The organism is Variovorax sp. JS1663 (assembly GCF_002157355.1).
Lineage (GTDB): Bacteria > Pseudomonadota > Gammaproteobacteria > Burkholderiales > Burkholderiaceae_C > Variovorax.
The window spans coordinates 46,147-61,785 of the sequence record NZ_LYMK01000044.1; the positions used below are offsets into that span (position 1 = coordinate 46,147).

General features: G+C 71.0%; 13 protein-coding genes. 7 read left to right on the forward strand and 6 right to left on the reverse strand.

Translation table 11 applies throughout. The features are described 5' to 3' along the window. Window positions 1-10: 10 nt before the first annotated feature. The 7 genes from putA to A8M77_RS27895 all read left to right on the forward strand — a co-directional run bounded on the left by putA (window position 11) and on the right by A8M77_RS27895 (window position 9,780). Complete coding sequence (gene putA, locus A8M77_RS27865) at window positions 11-3,784, forward strand: trifunctional transcriptional regulator/proline dehydrogenase/L-glutamate gamma-semialdehyde dehydrogenase (RefSeq protein ID WP_086924707.1); 3,774 nt, start codon at window positions 11-13, stop codon at window positions 3,782-3,784. Window positions 3,785-4,421: 637 nt separating this feature from the next. Beyond that, window positions 4,422-4,775: a Zn-ribbon domain-containing OB-fold protein gene (locus tag A8M77_RS27870; protein ID WP_086924708.1), complete on the forward strand. Its 354-nt coding sequence runs from the start codon at window positions 4,422-4,424 to the stop codon at window positions 4,773-4,775. Between the two features lie 22 nt (window positions 4,776-4,797). Further along, the gene (locus tag A8M77_RS27875) at window positions 4,798-5,943 is read left to right on the forward strand and encodes a thiolase family protein (protein WP_086924709.1); all 1,146 of its coding nucleotides are present in this window, start codon (window positions 4,798-4,800) and stop codon (window positions 5,941-5,943) included. Between the two features lie 2 nt (window positions 5,944-5,945). Then, window positions 5,946-6,710 (forward strand): SDR family NAD(P)-dependent oxidoreductase, encoded by a 765-nt coding sequence (locus A8M77_RS27880; RefSeq protein WP_086924710.1) that lies wholly within the window; start codon window positions 5,946-5,948, stop codon window positions 6,708-6,710. Window positions 6,711-6,723: 13 nt separating this feature from the next. Next, the gene (locus A8M77_RS27885) at window positions 6,724-7,527 is read left to right on the forward strand and encodes an enoyl-CoA hydratase/isomerase family protein (RefSeq protein WP_086924711.1); all 804 of its coding nucleotides are present in this window, start codon (window positions 6,724-6,726) and stop codon (window positions 7,525-7,527) included. Window positions 7,528-7,555: 28 nt separating this feature from the next. Then, a complete protein-coding gene (locus A8M77_RS27890) occupies window positions 7,556-8,545 on the forward strand; it encodes a tripartite tricarboxylate transporter substrate binding protein (RefSeq protein ID WP_086924712.1) in 990 nt (329 codons plus the stop codon). Next, window positions 8,542-9,780 (forward strand): CaiB/BaiF CoA transferase family protein, encoded by a 1,239-nt coding sequence (locus A8M77_RS27895; RefSeq protein WP_238136998.1) that lies wholly within the window; start codon window positions 8,542-8,544, stop codon window positions 9,778-9,780. Before A8M77_RS27890 ends, A8M77_RS27895 begins: the two co-directional genes overlap by 4 nt. On the opposite strand, the gene A8M77_RS27900 is transcribed toward A8M77_RS27895, so the two are convergent. The 6 genes from A8M77_RS27900 to gcvA all read right to left on the reverse strand — a co-directional run bounded on the left by A8M77_RS27900 (window position 9,762) and on the right by gcvA (window position 15,285). Next, window positions 9,762-11,912 carry a xanthine dehydrogenase family protein molybdopterin-binding subunit gene (locus A8M77_RS27900; protein WP_086924713.1) on the reverse strand — a complete coding sequence of 717 codons (2,151 nt, stop codon included), beginning with the start codon at window positions 11,910-11,912 and terminating at the stop codon, window positions 9,762-9,764. The two genes, A8M77_RS27895 and A8M77_RS27900, sit on opposite strands and share 19 nt — an antisense overlap. Next, a complete protein-coding gene (locus tag A8M77_RS27905) occupies window positions 11,909-12,382 on the reverse strand; it encodes a (2Fe-2S)-binding protein (protein WP_086924714.1) in 474 nt (157 codons plus the stop codon). Before A8M77_RS27905 ends, A8M77_RS27900 begins: the two co-directional genes overlap by 4 nt. A 15-nt stretch (window positions 12,383-12,397) precedes the next feature. Next, on the reverse strand, window positions 12,398-13,012 hold the full coding sequence (locus A8M77_RS27910) for a hypothetical protein (RefSeq protein ID WP_143694781.1): 615 nt from the start codon (window positions 13,010-13,012) through the stop codon (window positions 12,398-12,400). Between the two features lie 135 nt (window positions 13,013-13,147). Beyond that, complete coding sequence (locus tag A8M77_RS27915) at window positions 13,148-13,831, reverse strand: nitroreductase (protein WP_086924716.1); 684 nt, start codon at window positions 13,829-13,831, stop codon at window positions 13,148-13,150. A gap of 93 nt (window positions 13,832-13,924) precedes the next feature. Continuing rightward, window positions 13,925-14,383: a DUF995 domain-containing protein gene (locus tag A8M77_RS27920; RefSeq protein ID WP_086924717.1), complete on the reverse strand. Its 459-nt coding sequence runs from the start codon at window positions 14,381-14,383 to the stop codon at window positions 13,925-13,927. 11 nt (window positions 14,384-14,394) lie between these two features. Beyond that, on the reverse strand, window positions 14,395-15,285 hold the full coding sequence (gene gcvA / locus A8M77_RS27925; RefSeq protein WP_086924718.1) for a transcriptional regulator GcvA: 891 nt from the start codon (window positions 15,283-15,285) through the stop codon (window positions 14,395-14,397). Between the last annotated feature and the right edge of the window lie 354 nt (window positions 15,286-15,639).

Below are 15,639 nucleotides of genomic sequence, written 5' to 3' on the forward strand. Positions count from 1 at the left end.
GGACCCATCCATGGATACGCGCGCATCGCCCTCCGACCCTGCTCCGCTCTTCCGCGGCTTTGCCGGCCCGCTGCCCCAGCGCTCCGCCTTGCGGGAGCGCATCACGGCCGCCTATCGCGTGCCGGAGCAGGAAGCGGTGTCGACGCTCCTGACCCAGGCCAGCACGCCTCCCGACGTGGCCGCGCGCGCGAACACGCTCGCGCTGCAGCTGGCGCGGCGCCTGCGCGACCGCAAGAACGCCGCGGGCCGGGCCGGGCTGGTGCAGGGGCTGCTGCAGGAATACGCGCTGTCGTCCCAGGAGGGCGTCGCCCTCATGTGCCTGGCCGAAGCGCTGCTGCGCATTCCCGACGCCGCCACCCGCGACGCGCTCATCCGGGACAAGATCGCCCGCGGCCATTGGCAGGAACATGCGGGCCGCAGCCCTTCGCTGTTCGTCAATGCCGCCACCTGGGGGCTGCTGCTCACCGGCAAGATCGTCTCGACCCACAGTGAGTCGACCCTGTCGGCGCTGCTGACGCGGCTGATCGCCAAGGGCGGCGAACCAATGATCCGCAAGGGCGTGGACATGGCCATGCGCATGATGGGCGAGCAGTTCGTCACCGGCGAGACCATCGCGGCCGCGCTGGAGCATGCCCGCGCGTTCGAGGCCCAGGGCTTCCGCTATTCCTACGACATGCTGGGCGAAGCGGCGATGACGGCCGAGGACGCGGACCGCTACCGGCAGTCCTACGAGAAGGCGATCCATGCCATCGGCAAAGCCTCCGCAGGGCGCGGGGTGTACGAGGGGCCCGGCATCTCCATCAAGCTCTCCGCGCTGCATCCGCGCTATGCCCGGGCGCAGTACGACCGCGTGATGGACGAGCTGTACCCGGTGCTGCGCCACCTGGCGCTGCTGGCCCATCGCTTCGACATCGGCCTGAACATCGATGCCGAAGAGGCGGATCGCCTCGAGCTCTCCCTGGACCTGCTCGAGAAGCTGTGCTTCGAGCCGGCGATGGCCGGCTGGAACGGCATCGGCTTCGTGGTCCAGGCCTACCAGAAGCGCTGCCCCTTCGTCATCGACCACGTTATCGACCTGGCGCGGCGCAGCGGCCATCGCCTGATGGTGCGGCTGGTCAAGGGCGCCTACTGGGACAGCGAGATCAAGCGCGCCCAGGTCGACGGGCAGGACGGCTTCCCCGTCTACACCCGCAAGGTCTACACCGACGTCTCCTACCTGGCCTGCGCCCGCAAGCTGCTGGCGGCGCCGGACCAGGTCTATCCGCAATTCGCGACGCACAACGCCCACTCCATGGCGGCGATCTACACCCTCGCCGACCCTGCCGCGTACCGGCCCGGGCAGTACGAGTTCCAGTGCCTGCACGGCATGGGCGAGCCGCTCTACGAACAGGTGGTCGGCCGGCCGGAAGACGGCAAGCTCGGCCGGCCCTGCCGCATCTATGCGCCGGTGGGCACGCACGAAACGCTGCTGGCCTACCTCGTGCGGCGGCTGCTGGAGAACGGCGCCAACACCTCCTTCGTCAATCGCATCGCCGACCCCACGATCGCCATCGAATCACTGGTCGAGGACCCGGTGGCCGCCGTCGATCGCATCGCGAAGGAGGAAGGCGAGGCCGGCCGGCCCCATCCGGCCATCGCGGACCCGGCTGCGCTGTACGGCCGGGCCCGTCTCAATTCGCAGGGCATGGACCTGTCGAACGAGCGGACGCTGCGAAGCCTGGAGGCGCTGCTGGCCGAAAGTGCCGGGATCGCATGGCGCGCCGAACCGCTGCTCGCGGAAGCCCCCACGGTCCCCGCGCCGGCGTGGAAGCCGGTGCTCAACCCGGCGGACCATCGCGACGTGGTCGGCCAGGTCCGCGCCGCGGGCGAGGAGGAGATCGACGCGGCCCTGCGCAGCGCGACGGCATTCGCCCCGGCCTGGGCCGGCCACCCCGCCGCCCAGCGGGCGGCCGCGCTCGAACGCGCGGCGGACCTCCTGCAGGCGCGCATGCCCCAGCTGCTCGGACTGCTGGTCCGCGAGGCCGGCAAGACCTGCGCGAACGGCGTGGCCGAGGTGCGCGAGGCGATCGATTTCCTGCGCTTCTACGCCGGCCAGGCCCGTGCCGACTTCGAAGCCGCCACGCACCGGCCGCTGGGCCCGGTGGTCTGCATCAGCCCGTGGAACTTTCCGCTGGCGATCTTCGTGGGCCAGATTGCCGCGGCCCTCGCTGCCGGCAACCCGGTGCTGGCCAAGCCCGCGGAGCAGACCTCGCTGACCGCCGCCGAAGCGGTGCGCCTGCTCCACGAGGCCGGCGTGCCCGCAGCGGCGCTGCAGCTCGTTCCGGGCCGCGGTTCCACCGTCGGCGCGCGGATGGTCGCCGACGAACGAGTGCAGGCCGTCATGTTCACCGGGTCGACGGAAGTGGCGCGGTCGCTGCAGCGCACCCTGGCCGGCCGGCTCGGGCCGACCGGCGCGCCTGTGCCCCTGATCGCCGAGACCGGCGGGCAGAACGCCATGATCGTCGACTCCTCGGCCCTGGCCGAGCAGGTGGTCGGCGACGTGGTCGCGTCCGCCTTCGACAGCGCGGGCCAGCGCTGCTCCGCGCTGCGTGTCCTGTGCGTCCAGGACGACGTCGCCGACCGCGTGCTGCACATGCTGCGCGGCGCGGTGGCCGAATCGACGGTGGGCGATCCCGCAGCGCTGCGCACGGACATCGGCCCGGTCATCGACGCCGGCGCGCGCGACACCATCGAGGCGCACATCGAGGCCATGCGGGCGCGGGGCCGGCGCGTCACGCGCCTGGGCCGCCATGCGCATGAGGTGCTCGGGCGGGGAAGCTACGTCGTCCCCACCGTCATCGAACTGGGCAGCATCTCGGAGCTGACGCGAGAGGTGTTCGGCCCGGTGCTGCACGTGGTGCGCTACGCGCGCCGCGACCTCGACGCGCTGGTCGCGCAGATCAACGCCACCGGCTACGGCCTCACGCTCGGCCTGCACACGCGCATCGACGAGACCATCGAGCAGGTCGTCTCCCACGCGCGGGTGGGCAACATCTACGTCAACCGCAACATGGTGGGCGCCGTCGTCGGCGTGCAGCCCTTCGGCGGCGAGGGCCTGTCCGGCACCGGCCCCAAGGCGGGTGGCCCCTTGTACATGTACCGGCTGCTCTCGGCACGCCCGCAGGACGTGCTGGCGCGCGCGGCCGGCGCCGGCCTGCCCGGCTCGCAGGCGGAAGGTGACGCGCCGGGCACGCCGCCCGCGTTCGGGTCGCTGCTCGAGTGGCTGTCCGGCCATCGCGACCGGCGTGTCGCGGCACGGTGCCAGGCGCTGGCGCAGAGGGCGGCGCCTCGCGGCGCGAGGCTGCTGGCAGGGCCCACCGGCGAGCGGAACGTGTATTCGCTGCATCCTCGCGAGGCCGCGCTGTGCCTGGCGGAGAACGAGGATTCGCTGCTGTACCAGACGGCAGGCGCCCTGGCCGCCGGCTGCCGCGCCATCTGGCCTTCCGTGCCGGCAACGCAGGCCTTGCGCGCAAGCCTGCCGCTCGACGTGCAGGAGCTGGTTGCCCTGGCCAGCGACTGGACAGCCACCGGCGTGGCCTTCGATGTCGCGCTGCACCAGGGCAGCCCGGAGGACCTGCTGGCCGCGTCCGTTCGCCTGGCGCAGCGCGAGGGCCCGATCGTCGGGCTTCGTCCCTTCGGCCTGGATGGCGAGGACAGCCCGATGGAGGCCTTGTTCATCGAGCGCGCCGTCAGCACGAACACCGCGGCGGCGGGCGGCAATGCGAGCCTGATGACGATCGCCTGACCGTGACACGGTTCGCGCGGCGATCGTGCGTCTCGACCTCGCTGCACAGGGACAATTGATCAGATTCCACTGCGGCTTTCCCTTCGAGAATCGCCTCCGATCAAGCAACGAAGGAGAGAGCGAAGCATATGAAGACGATCGCATGGGCCGGGCTGTTCGCCGTGATCTTGAGCGCCTGCGGCGGCGGTGGAGACAGCGGAGGCATCAGCGGGATGCCCACGTCGCTGCAGTCGAGCCCCCCCGTCGAAACGGCCGCTACCCCAGCACAGATGCAGGCGCCGGCTCCCATGCCGACGCAAACGCAAACGCAGCCCCCAAAAGCCGATCCCGCCCGAACCTCCGATGGAAGCGCGCGTGATCAGCTGAAGGATCACGCCGGAACTGACAGCACTCCCTACGCCCAACAGTCCGCCGGAGGACGTCTTCCTATCCCAGGCCAGTGACGTAGCCCCCCCGGGGTGGCGCCCTATCGGAGCCGTCTCTTTCAACGCCCGCGGCGTCGCCGCGGGCGTTTTCGCTTGCGCTTTTCTCAAGCACGAACCCTGCAAATATCGTTTGAGCATCGGGTCCCGAAAGCGAAAACTTCGCACATCCCCCGGCCTCGTGCCGGACTTGTTCGAAGACCAGGAGACCCCCCGTGCCAGAGCTTTCGTATCCCCTGTGGAGCCCCACCCCCGAGCCCGCGCTGCTCGCCTCGCGCGAGCGTGACAGCGGCGAACTCGTCTTTCCCGCCCTGCCCCCTTCTTCGCCGCTGAGCGAGCGGCACGACACCGTCGCCATCGACAACATCGGGCAGGTCTACAGCTACACCGTCATCCATCCGGGCGCCAAGAGCGGCCAGGCGCCCTACGCCCTCGGCTACGTGGACTTCCCCGGCCCGGTGCGCATCTTCGGCCGCCTCACCGGCAAGCCGCGCCCGACGATCGGCGAGCGCTATGCGGCCCGCCCCGACGACAGCTTCGGCTACGTCTTCGCGGCCCTCGACGACTGAACCGGACCAGGAGCACAACACCATGCAGCACATCCACATCACCGGCGGCGCGATGACGCCCTTCGGACGCCACCCCGGCGTCCTGGCACCCGAGCTGGCGCAGCAGGCCATCCTGAAGGCGATGGACGATGCCGGCGTCTCGAAGGACGAGATCCAGGCCATCTACTGCGCCAACGTGCTCGGCGGCATGATCCTCGGGCAGCTGATCGTCCGCGACCTCGGCTTCAAGGGCATCCCGGTCTACAACGTCGAGAACGCATGCGCCAGCGGCGCGACCGGCGTGCACCTGGCGCGCCATGCCCTGCTGGCGCAGCAGTACGACACGGTGCTGGTCTTCGGCATCGAGCAGCTCACGGCGCTGGGCGGCGGCACCATTCCGCTGCAGCGCAACGACCACAAGACCGAGCTCTATGCCAAGGCCGGCATGGTGCTGCCGGCCGTGTACGCGATGCGCGGCACGCGCTTCCTGCACGAGCGCGGCGCGTCGCCCGCCGACCTGGCCGCCGTCGCGGTGAAGAACCGCCGCAACGGCTCGCTCAACGAGTACGCGCAGCAGCGCACCGAGACCACGGTCGAGGAGGTGCTGGCCTCGCGCATGATCGCCGACCCGCTGACCCTGCTGCAATGCTGCCCCTCGCAGGTGGACGGCGCGGCGGCCGTGGTGCTGAGCACGCGGCCCGGCAGGAAGCAGAAGCCGGTCAAGGTGCTGTCCTCGGTCGTCGTCTCGGGCATCCGCGAGGAGGCCGATGACGACATCCTCGACGCCGAGATCACCGCGCGCGCCGCCCGCCAGGCCTACGAGCAGGCCGGCCTCGGCCCGCACGACGTGGACGTGGTGGAGCTGCACGACGCCTTCACCATCGCCGAGCTGCTGTACTACGAGGCCCTGGGCCTGGCGCCGCGCGGCGAGGCGGTGTCGCTGATGCGCTCCGGCGCGACGCAGCTGGGTGGCCGCGTGCCGGTCAACCCGAGCGGCGGCCTGCTCGCCAAGGGCCACCCGCTGGGCGCCACCGGCGTGGCGCAGATGGTCGAGCTGATGTGGCACCTGCAGGGCCGTGCCGGCACGCGCCAGGTGGCGGATGCACGCATCGGCCTGGCCCAGTGCACCGGCGGCGGCATCGCCGGCGTGGACCACGCGGCCTCCTCCGTTCACCTGCTGGGAGTCTGACCATGGCTGCTGCACGTTTCGAAGCCGGCCAGGTGGCCGTGGTGACCGGCGCCGCCCGCGGCATCGGCCTGGGCATCGCCCGGCGGCTGGCGCAGGAAGGGCTGACGGTGGCGCTGCTGGACCGCGACGGCGCGGCGCTGCAGGACGCGCTCGCCTCGCTGACCCGCGAGGACCTCCGTGCCATCGGCGTGACCGTCGACCTCACCGACTCGTCGGCGGTGAACGAGGCGATGGCCGAGGTCATTGCGAAGGCCGGCCGCATCGACCACCTCGTCAACAATGCCGGCGCCGTGCGCGACATGCGCTTCCTCACGATGCGCGACGAGGACTGGGACCTGGTCATCGACACCAACCTGCGCTCCCAGTTCCTGTGCTGCCGCGCGGTGCTGCCCGGCATGATCGAGCGCGGCCACGGGCGCATCGTGAACATCTCCTCGCGCGCCTGGCTGGGCGGCTTCGGCCAGGCCAACTATTCGGCCGCCAAGGGCGGGGTGGTGAGCCTCACGCGCTCGCTGGCGATCGAGTTCGCCGCCAAGGGCGTGACGGTGAATGCCATCGCCCCCGGCATCGTGGACACGCCGCTGTTCCGCGACTTCGCGCCCGAGGTGCAGTCGCGGCTGCAGGCATCGGTGCCGGTGAAGCGCATCGGCACCGCGGAGGACATCGCCAACGCGGTGGTGTTCTTCCTCGATCCGCTGTCGTCCTACGTGACGGGCCAGACGCTCTACGTGTGCGGCGGCCGCAGCCTCTCGTCCCCCAGCGTCTGAGGAGGGCCGTGCCATGACCGTCCGATTCGAGACCCGGGGCCCGGTGGCCATCCTCACCATCGACCGGCCCGACGCGCTCAACGCGCTGAGCGTGGAGGCGCTGCGCGCGCTGCGCGCGCACCTCGTCGAGCTGCGTGATCGCAGCGACCTGCGCGCCGCGGTCCTCACCGGCGCCGGCGAGCGCGCCTTCTGCGCCGGCGCGGACCTCAAGGGCACACAGACCTCGCCCGCGAGCTACCCGGAGGCCGTCTTCGAGGGCACCGAGCGCTCCGCCGACCTGGGCCTCTACATTCGCCTGATGGACCTGACGGACCTGTGCGTGTGGAAGCCCGTCATCGCGGCGGTGAACGGCCACTGCCTCGGCGCCGGCCTCGAGATCGCGCTGCAATGCGACCTGCGCATCGCGTCCTCCGGCGCCAGCTTCGGCCTGCCGGAAGCGAAGGTGGGCTCGATCCCCGCTGTGTCGGGCCTGCACCGGCTGCTGAAGGCCGTGCCCTCGGCCCACGCCATGCAGATGGCCCTGACCGGCGAGCGCATCGCCGCGGCCGAGGCCCATCGCATCGGCCTGGTCACCGAGGTGGTCGAGCCGCAAGCCCTGATGGACCGCGCCCTCGCCCTGGCCAGCACCGTGGCGGCCAACGCGCCGCTGGCCGTGCAGGCCATCAAGAAACTCTCGCGCCAGACCCAGCACCTGAGCGAGGCCGATGCCCAGCAGCTCACCGAGCTCTACTGGGGCGTGCTGCGCGATACCGAAGACCGCCTGGAAGGCCGCAAGGCCTTCGCAGAGAAACGGCCGCCGGCCTACGCCGGCCGCTGAAGCCATCCCGACTTCCAAGGAGACAAGCATGAACACCCGCCCCACCCGCCGCCATGCGCTGCTCGCGCTGGCCGCCTCGATGGCCACGATGGCCCTCCCGGCCGCGGCGCAAGCCGAGTTCCCGAAGGGCAAGCCCATCACGCTGATCGTGCCCTTCGCCCCCGGCGGCGGCAACGACATCCTGGCCCGCGCGATCGCGCCGCGCATGAGCCAGCTGCTGGGCCAGACCATCGTCATCGACAACCGGCCCGGCGCCGGCGGCAACCTCGGCACCGAGATGGTCGCGCGCGCCGCGCCCGACGGCTACACCATCGTCATCGCCTCCAGCCAGGTGACGATGAACCCCTTCCTCGACATGAAGGTGCCCTTCCGCATCGAGCGCGACTTCGAGCCGGTGGGCCTGCTGGCCTCGGTGCCGATCGTGCTGGTCGCCAACATGCAGGAGCCGTACAGGGGCCTGCCCGAGTTCATCGCCTACGCGAAGGCCAACCCGGGCAAGCTGAGCTACAGCAGCCCCGGCAACGGCACGCCGCAGCACCTGGCCGGCGAGGTCTTCGCCAAGCTCAACAAGACGGAGATGCTGCACGTGCCCTACCGCGGCACCGGCCCGTCGATCACCGACCTGATCGCGGGCCAGGTGCAGGTGTCCTTCGCGACCTATGCCTCCGTGGCGCAGCACATCCAGGCCGGCAAGCTGCGCGCGCTCGGCGTGGCGGGCCAGAAACGCACCGCGCTCATGCCGGAGCTGCCCACCTTCGGCGATGCCGGCATGACGAACTACGACGCCGGCCTCTGGTACAGCCTGCTGGCGCCGGCGAAGACGCCCGCGGCGGTGGTGAACAGGCTCAACGAGGCGATGGTGGGCGCGCTGAAGGACCCCGCGGTGGCCAGGCAGATCGCGGCCCAGGGTTTCGAGACGCAGAGCTCGACGCCGGCCGAGCTCAAGGACTACATCGGCAAGGAGCTCAAGCGCTGGGAACGGGTCATCCACGACAACCGTATCAAGGTGGCGTTGTGAGCGCCCCAGCCACGCTGCGCCACGCGCTCGACGGCCTGACGGTCGTCGACTTCACCCAGATCGGCGCGGGCCCCACCTGCACCATGCTGCTGGCCGACATGGGGGCGCGGGTGATCAAGATCGAGTCGCCCGAGGGCGAGCTCGGCCGCGGTCTCGGGCCCGGCTGGATCGGCGAAGACGCCGCGCTCTACCACGGCTTCAACCGCAACAAGCTGGGCGTGTCGCTCGACCTGAAGTCGCCCGGCGGACTGGCGGTGGCCAGGCGGCTGATCGCCGATGCCGACATCCTGGTCGAGAGCATGCGCCCCGGCGTGATGGCGCGGCTGGGGCTGGGCTGGGAAGCGCTCGCCGACGCCCATCCGGGCCTCATCTACTGTTCGATCTCGGCCTACGGGCAGGCAGGCCCCTACGCCGACCGCGCCGGCGTCGACGGCATCGTGCAGGCCGACTCGGGCCTCATGAGCCTGATCGGGCTCGAAGGCGGCGAGCCCTGCAAGGTGCAGGCGCCCATCGTCGACGTGATGACCGGCTACGTGGCGGTGATGGCCGTGCTCGCCAGGCTCGCGCAGCGCGCGCGGGACGGGCGCGGCGGCCCGCTCGACGTGAGCCTGCTGAACGCCGCGCTGGCGCTGCAGCAGTCCTCCCTCACCAGCTACTTCGCCGACGGCGAGCTGCCGGTGCGCGCGGGCAGCGCGGCGCCCTATTCGGCGCCGAACCAGGCCTTCGAGACGAGGGACGGCTGGCTGATGATCGCCGCCTACATGCCCGAGCGCTGGACCAAACTGTGCGCACTGCTGGGCCTGCCGCAGCTCGCGACCGATCCGCGCTTTGCCACCTCGCCCCTGCGGGTCGCCAACCGGCAGGCCATGGTCGAGATTTTGACGGCCGTGCTGAAGACCCGGACCACCGAGGAATGGCTGCCGCTGCTGCGCGCGAGCGACATCCTGTGCGCCCGCGTCGCGACCTACGAAGACCTGGCACGGCATCCGCAGCTCGGGGTCAACGGCATGCTGGTGCAGGCCGCGCATCCGGTGCATGGCGCGATCCGCATGCCGGGCTTTCCGGTCGACAGCGCCGAGGCCAATGCGCTGCCGCACAGGGCTGCGCCTGCGTGCGGCGAGCACACGTGGCAGGTGCTGCGCGAATCGGGCCTCGACGATGCGCAGATCGCCGCGTTGTCGGACGCCGGCGCCATTCGGTGCGCCGAGGCGGTGCCTCAAGCCGCCTTGAGCTGATCGCTCGGGACGGGATAGGTGCGAAAGCGCCTGCCCGTCGCCGCGTAGACCGCGTTCATCACCGACGGGCAGACCAGCGCCGTGCCGATCTCGCCGACACCGCCCGGCGGCTGGCTGCTCTGGAGCCGGTGGATCTCGATCACCGGCATCTCGTGCATGCGCAGCGGCTGGTAGTCGTGGAAGTTGCTCTGCACCACCCGCCCGCGTTCGAAGCTCAGGGTGCCGTACAGCACGGCGCTCAGACCGTAGACGAGGCCGCTCTGGATCTGCGCCTCGACGCCATCGGGATGCACCGCCAGCCCGCAGTCCAGCGCGCACACCATGCGATCGATGCCGAGGCTGCCGTCCGGCGCTACCGTCACCTCCGTGACCAGCGCCGCGCAACTGCCCCACGCGTCGACGATCGCGACGCCCCGGCCGCGCCGCGCGGGCATCGGCGTGCCCCAGCCCACCCTGGACGCGGCCAGCTGCAGCATCGCCAGCGCCCGCGGGTTCTTCGAGAGCATCCGAGAGCGGAAGGCCACGGGATCGACGCGGGCCATCGCGGCAAGCTCGTCGATGAAGCATTCGTTCGGGAAGGCATGGTGGGTCGGCCCCACGCCGCGCCAGTTGCCGGTGAGCAGGCCGGCGGGCGGCTCGTGCCGCACGAACTCGACGTACTTGTTCGGCACCTCGTAGGGCGTCTCGGCCGTGTGCACCGCATCCGCATCCTGCCCGTGGATGAGCCAGGCCGGCGCATAGCGCGACATGACCGAAGAGCCCGCGACGCGGTGGCTGAAGGCCACCAGCCGCCCCTTCGCATCGAGGGCGGCGGACAGTTCGTCGCGGAAGTACGGGCGGTAGGCGTCGTGCTGGATGTCCTGCTCCCGGCTGTAGATCACCTTCAGCGGAAAGTCCACCTGCTTCGCGAACCGCGCCGCGATCTCCGCATAGTCGGCGTCCAGCTTGCGGCCGAAGCCGCCGCCGATCAGGTGGTTGTGCACCGTCACCTGGGCGGGCGCCAGGCCGACCACGCCAGCCACCAGCGACTGGACGCGCGCGGGCGCCTGCGTGCCCAGCCACACCTCGCACGCATCCTGGCGAAGGTGGATCGTGCAGTTGAGCGGCTCCATCGCCGTGTGCGCGAGCGGCGGCGATTCGTAGACCGCGCGATGGCGCCGCGCCGCGGCCGCGCTCGCCCGGGTGACGCTGCCTTGGTCGAGGATGACCTGGCCCTTGCCCCTCAAAGCGTCGGCGAGCTGCCCGCGCCAGACCTGGCTGGAGAAAGTGGCCGAGGGCCCCTCGTCCCACTGGATGCGCACGGCCGCCAATCCCTTCTGTGCGGCGCCATAGTGGTCCGCCACCACGGCCACCGCCGTCTCGGTGACGAGCACGCGCCGCACACCCGCAACGGCCAGGGTCTTCGAACTGTCCACCGCGCCCAGCCTGCCGCCGATGACCGGGCAGATCGCGATCGCCGCGACCTTCATGCCCGGCAACCGCACGTCGATGCCGAACTGCGCGCTGCCGTCGACCTTGGCCGCGGTGTCGACTCGCGGCACGGCGCCGCCCACCAGGCGGAAGGCCGCGGGATCCTTGAGCGGCGCGTTCCCCGGCACGGGCAGCGCCGCCGCGGCGCCGGCGAGCGCGCCGTAGCCGAGGCTGCGGCCGGATGCCGCATGCAGGACCGCGCCGCGCTCGCAGCGGCACTCGGCCACGGGCACGCCCCAGGTCTGCGCGGCCGCCGTCTGCAGCATCAGCCGCGCGGTCGCGCCCACCTGCCGCAGGCTGCCCCATGCGGCCTGGATCGAGGCCGAGCCGCCGGTGGTCTGCAGGCCGTAGAGCGGATGGGCGTAGCGCTCCTCGTCGGCCGGCGCCTGCACCACGCGCACCTGCGACCAGTCGATCTCCAGTTCCTCGGCGATCAGCATCGGGATCGAGGTGAAGGTGCCCTGGCCCATCTCCACCAGCGCGACGACGATGGTGACCGTTCCGTCCGGAGCGAGGCGCAGGTAGGCATTGGGCGCGAAGTCCTGGTCCTGCGCGGCGGCCCGCGCGCCGGGGAGATGGAAAGGCAGCAGCAGCGATCCGGCCGCCGCGGACGCCGAAGCCAGGAAGCCGCGGCGGGACATGATGCCGGGGGCACGCTTCATGTCTTGTTGCCGGCCAGCTCGCGCGCGGCCTGGTGGATGGCGGCCTTGATCCGGGCGTAGGTGCCGCAACGGCAGACGTTGCCCGACATCGCCTGGTCGATCTCTGCGTCGGTGGGCCTGGGCCTGATCGCCAGCAGCGCGGCGGCGGCCATGATCTGCCCCGACTGGCAATAGCCGCACTGCGGCACCTCCAGGCTCGTCCAGGCCCGCTGCAGCTGGCGCCCGATGGGCGTGCGGCCGATCGCCTCGATGGTGGTGATCTTCGCCACCCCCAGCGCACCGGCCGGCGTCACGCAGGAGCGCACCGGCTGCCCTTCCACGTGCACGGTGCAGGCGCCGCACAGCGCCATGCCGCAGCCGAACTTGGTGCCCGTCAGCCCCAGCAGGTCGCGCAGCACCCACAGCAGCGGCGTGTCCTCGTCCACGTCGACGGTGTGATCGCCGCCGTTGATGCTCAGTTCGATCTCCATGATGGATCGGCTCCTTCAGTCCCGCGGGCACTCGGCGCCGGTGCGCGCCCACAGCCGGACCAGCGCGTGGAATTCCTCCCGGCCGATGGCCGGTGGCTGGCGCTCGCCGGGCATCCAGGCCCACTGCACCAGCGGGTCGTGGTTGATGTGCTCCACGATCGCGCGGGCGTCCCGCTTGCCGTTCTTCGACTTGTCGACGAAGGCTTCGCACAGCGCCCTGTCGGTCTTCAGCTGTTCCCAGCCCATGCTCCGCGGCGCCATCTGCCAGCGGGCCGCGCCGGGCACCCGGCCGTCCGGCGAATTGGTCCCCAGGTGGCAGCCGACGCATGGCATGCCCGGCGCGCCCTGGTTGAAATCGCCGCGCACCACCAGCTGCTGGTGGCGCTGCCGCGTGTCGCCCTGGCGCGGGAACTCGGCCCCGGTGTGGCAGTTCATGCAGCGCGGATGGCGCAGCACCAGCGCGATGCGCTGAAAGGCCTGGCGCGAGCGCTCTCGGTCGCGCGCCGTCGGCACGGGCCAGGGCTCGGCGTCTCCGCCCACGGGCCCATCCGCCGCCGGCGCCAGCGCAGGGGCGCACCAGCCCATGGCGACAAGCACCAGCGCACGCACGACCTGTGGTGAACACCTCATCGAAGTCTTTCGTTGGATTTCGTCTCGCCGGCCAGCGGGGGCGATGGTCGCCCGCATCGAAGCCCGCCGTCAATGCGGCCCAGACGAAAAAAACGCGAGCCTCGCGCGCAGCGCCGCGGCGCGCCGGTGGTCTTCTCAGAATCTGTGGAAGTGCGCGAAACCCGACACCGGCTCGCGCGCCGTGTCGAGCCGGTTGGCCGGTGCGCCCGCGTCGGGGTAGCCCATCGCCATGCCGCACACCAGAATCTCCGATGGCGGGATGGCGAGCTGCGCGCGGACGATCGCGTGGTAGCGCGCGAACGCCTGCTGGGCGCAGGTCGCCAGGCCATGGCCCAGCGCGGCGAGCATGACGCCGTGCAGGTACATGCCCAGGTCGAGCCAGGGGGCCTGCCCGTCCAGCCCGCGGTCGAGCGTGAAGAACAGCCCCACCGGCGCGCCGAAGAACTCGTAGTTGCGCCCGTACTGCCGGGCCATGGCCTCGGTGTCGCCCTTGCCGATGCCCAGCAGGCCGTAGAGGTCCTTGCCCACCTTCCTGCGGCGCGCGAGGTAAGGGTCCTGCCACCGGCTCGGGTAATAGGCGTATTCCTGCGCATGGCCGTCTCCGCCGGCCTCGTGCGCCTCCAGCAGGGCACGGCTGAGCCGGTCGCGCGCTTCTCCGGCGCAGACGTGCACTTTCCACGGCTGCGTGTTCGAGGCGCTGGGGCTGCGCGCCGCATCGGCCAGCACCGCCTCGACGAGTCGGTGCTCGACCGGGTCGGGCAGGAAGCCGCGGATGCTGCGGCGGGCATGGAGGGCGGCGAGGACGTCGGGCGTGGACATGCATGGATGATGCCGGCGGCGCACCATCCTGCAACCGAGATTCGGGCCGCGATCGCTTGAGCAAAGCGCAAGCGAGCCGCTGGCCCGCGCGCCCTACTTCTTGATCTCCAGCTTGTAGACCCGCTCGGTGCCCACCGAATCCGAGCGCACCGCGTAGTAGCCGTCGGTGGTCTGCAGGATGAAGCGGCACCACTCCTCGGTCGGCACGCCGCGCCATTCGATGAACACGCAGTAGCGCCCGTCGTCCGAGATGTGCCACTTGCCGGGCGCCGTGGTGGGCCGGCCCGAGGCGCCGACCGCGCCGGCGCCGCGGTTGTCCGAGGACACCACGAAGCTGCCGCCCGCGTCGTTGCTCCAGTGGTGCACGTTCCCGCGCCCGCTGGTCCGGCTCATCTTGGCGCCGGTCAGCAAGGCGGTGGCCTCGTCCTTCGACAGCTTCCTGGGGCTCTTCGATTCCAGGTCGCGCAGCACCATGTCCTGCGCGTAGGCTGCCGGCAGGGCGACGCCCAGCAGGACCGCCAGCAGGGGAATCCATCGTCTCGACAGCCGCATATCGACGCTCCTTAGACCTCGAATTGGGCCAGCAGCCAGAGCCGGAAGGTCTTCATGGGCGGTGGCTCGTCGCGATGGCCAGGGGTGAGAAGGTAGTAGGTGAAGTCGCCCATGTCCAGCGTCTTCTTGAAGGGCATGACCAGCCGCCCTTCCTCCAGGTCCTTCTCCACCAGGAAGCGCTGCGCCATCGCGATGCCCTGCCCCTCCGCGGCGGCGGCCAAGGCCATGGCCGAGCTCTCGTAGGTCATGCCGGCGCGCGGATCGATCGCATCGCCGGCACCGGCCGCCTCCAGCCAGTAGGCCCAGTCGTCCGGTCGGGCGATGGAGTGCAGCAGCGTGTGGTGCGCCAGATCGGCCGGGCGCTTGAGCTTCGGCCCCGACTTGAGCAGCGCCGGGCTGGCCACCGGCGCCAGGATGTTGTCGACCAGCCGCCAGGCCTTGGTGCCGGGCCAGTCGCCGTCGCCCAGGCGGATCGCGCCGTCGATGTCCTCCCGGCGGAAGTCCACCGGCTCGAGCGAGGCTTTCAGCAGCACCTCGATGTCGGGATGCGCCGCGTGAAAGCCCGACAGCCGCGGGATCAGCCAGCGCATCGCGAAGGTGGTGTAGGCGCGGATCTTCAGCTGCTTGCGCTGGCTGCGCCGCTTGAGCCGGCGCGTCGCGTCGCGCAGCGCCTCGATGGCGCGCGTCACCGCGCGGTAGTAGTCGCTGCCCTGGCGGGTGAGCGAGATCTGCCGGTGCCCGCGCTTGAGCAGCTGCAGGCCCAGCGTCTCTTCCAGGCTCTTGATCTGGCGGCTGACCGCGCCGGGCGTGACGTTCAGCTCGTCGGCCGCCAGCGTGATGCTCATGTGGCGCGCAGCGGCCTCGAAGGCGCGGATGGCGTTGAGCGGGGGGAGGCGGTCCATGGCGCGGAGCTTAATGCCTGCTTGAGCCAGGCTCAATCATGGCAAGCCATGGATGCGTATGCGACACGGCGAGGACAGCGGCCAGTTCCTGGACCGGCGCCCCTTCAAGCAACGCTTGCAGCAGACGGACGAGTTTCGTCGCGCTAGACTGACCCGCCAGACGCGATTGGAAGTTGCACGCGCACACAGACTGGGTGCCTGTCCGGTACGGACGATCTGTTGTTCACGGCCGCGTGCCGTCAAGAGGCGTATTCACCAAGTCTGGAGGAGGCGAAGGATGAGTATGCGACTGAAGGTGACGGACTGGGTGGACGGCACGCGCTGGCGCTGGCAGCTCGAAGAGCAGGACGGCCG

Bases quoted from the DNA above. Each gene is read 5' to 3' on its own strand.
- putA (WP_086924707.1), top strand. From the start codon at position 11: ATGGATACGCGCGCATCGCCCTCCGACCCTGCTCCGCTCTTCCGCGGC.
- A8M77_RS27875 (WP_086924709.1), top strand. From the start codon at position 4,798: ATGCAGCACATCCACATCACCGGCGGCGCGATGACGCCCTTCGGACGC.
- A8M77_RS27880 (WP_086924710.1), top strand. From the start codon at position 5,946: ATGGCTGCTGCACGTTTCGAAGCCGGCCAGGTGGCCGTGGTGACCGGC.
- A8M77_RS27885 (WP_086924711.1), top strand. From the start codon at position 6,724: ATGACCGTCCGATTCGAGACCCGGGGCCCGGTGGCCATCCTCACCATC.
- A8M77_RS27890 (WP_086924712.1), top strand. From the start codon at position 7,556: ATGAACACCCGCCCCACCCGCCGCCATGCGCTGCTCGCGCTGGCCGCC.
- A8M77_RS27900 (WP_086924713.1), bottom strand. From the start codon at position 11,912: ATGAAGCGTGCCCCCGGCATCATGTCCCGCCGCGGCTTCCTGGCTTCG.
- A8M77_RS27905 (WP_086924714.1), bottom strand. From the start codon at position 12,382: ATGGAGATCGAACTGAGCATCAACGGCGGCGATCACACCGTCGACGTG.
- A8M77_RS27910 (WP_143694781.1), bottom strand. From the start codon at position 13,012: ATGAGGTGTTCACCACAGGTCGTGCGTGCGCTGGTGCTTGTCGCCATG.
- A8M77_RS27915 (WP_086924716.1), bottom strand. From the start codon at position 13,831: ATGTCCACGCCCGACGTCCTCGCCGCCCTCCATGCCCGCCGCAGCATC.
- A8M77_RS27920 (WP_086924717.1), bottom strand. From the start codon at position 14,383: ATGCGGCTGTCGAGACGATGGATTCCCCTGCTGGCGGTCCTGCTGGGC.
- gcvA (WP_086924718.1), bottom strand. From the start codon at position 15,285: ATGGACCGCCTCCCCCCGCTCAACGCCATCCGCGCCTTCGAGGCCGCT.